This is a genomic window from Dellaglioa sp. CoH-55-MRSF-8 (assembly GCF_056782195.1).
The window spans coordinates 1-342 of sequence record NZ_JBXAYH010000127.1 but is presented as its reverse complement, the minus strand read 5'-3'; the positions used below and the strand labels follow the sequence as shown (position 1 = coordinate 342).

1 protein-coding gene is annotated in these 342 nt (G+C 56.1%); it reads left to right on the top strand.

The window, feature by feature from the left end:
• Nucleotides 1-84: 84 nt before the first annotated feature.
• A partial coding sequence (locus AC1RPW_RS08215; protein ID WP_289856409.1) for a hypothetical protein occupies nt 85-342 on the top strand: 258 nt, incomplete at its 3' end.

The following is a 342-nucleotide window of genomic DNA, read 5'->3' as shown; positions in this document are numbered from 1 at the left end:
CGATCTGCCGAGGTCGTTTCAACCGAAGGCTAGAGAAATTCTGGAAGATTTTGCAATTGTCAGCCGCCGCGAGCGGGGTTACAAATGATCGACGCTCAAGACGAATACGTTCCGGAAGATGCACCCCGGGTGCCGGGTTTTGCTCATGCTGGTGCCGATTCGCGCGGCCTGTTTCTCGCCGCACTGATCCAGCTTCGACGTGACCCCCACTTCAAAGGCGACATTCTGCTGTCCGCGCTGCGTGTTGCGGTAGGCGATCCGGACTATGAATTCCAGTCTCCAGTCGAGCGCGCGGCTTGGAAAACTATGGCGTTTCCAGTACTCTACGGGTACACTAAAAAC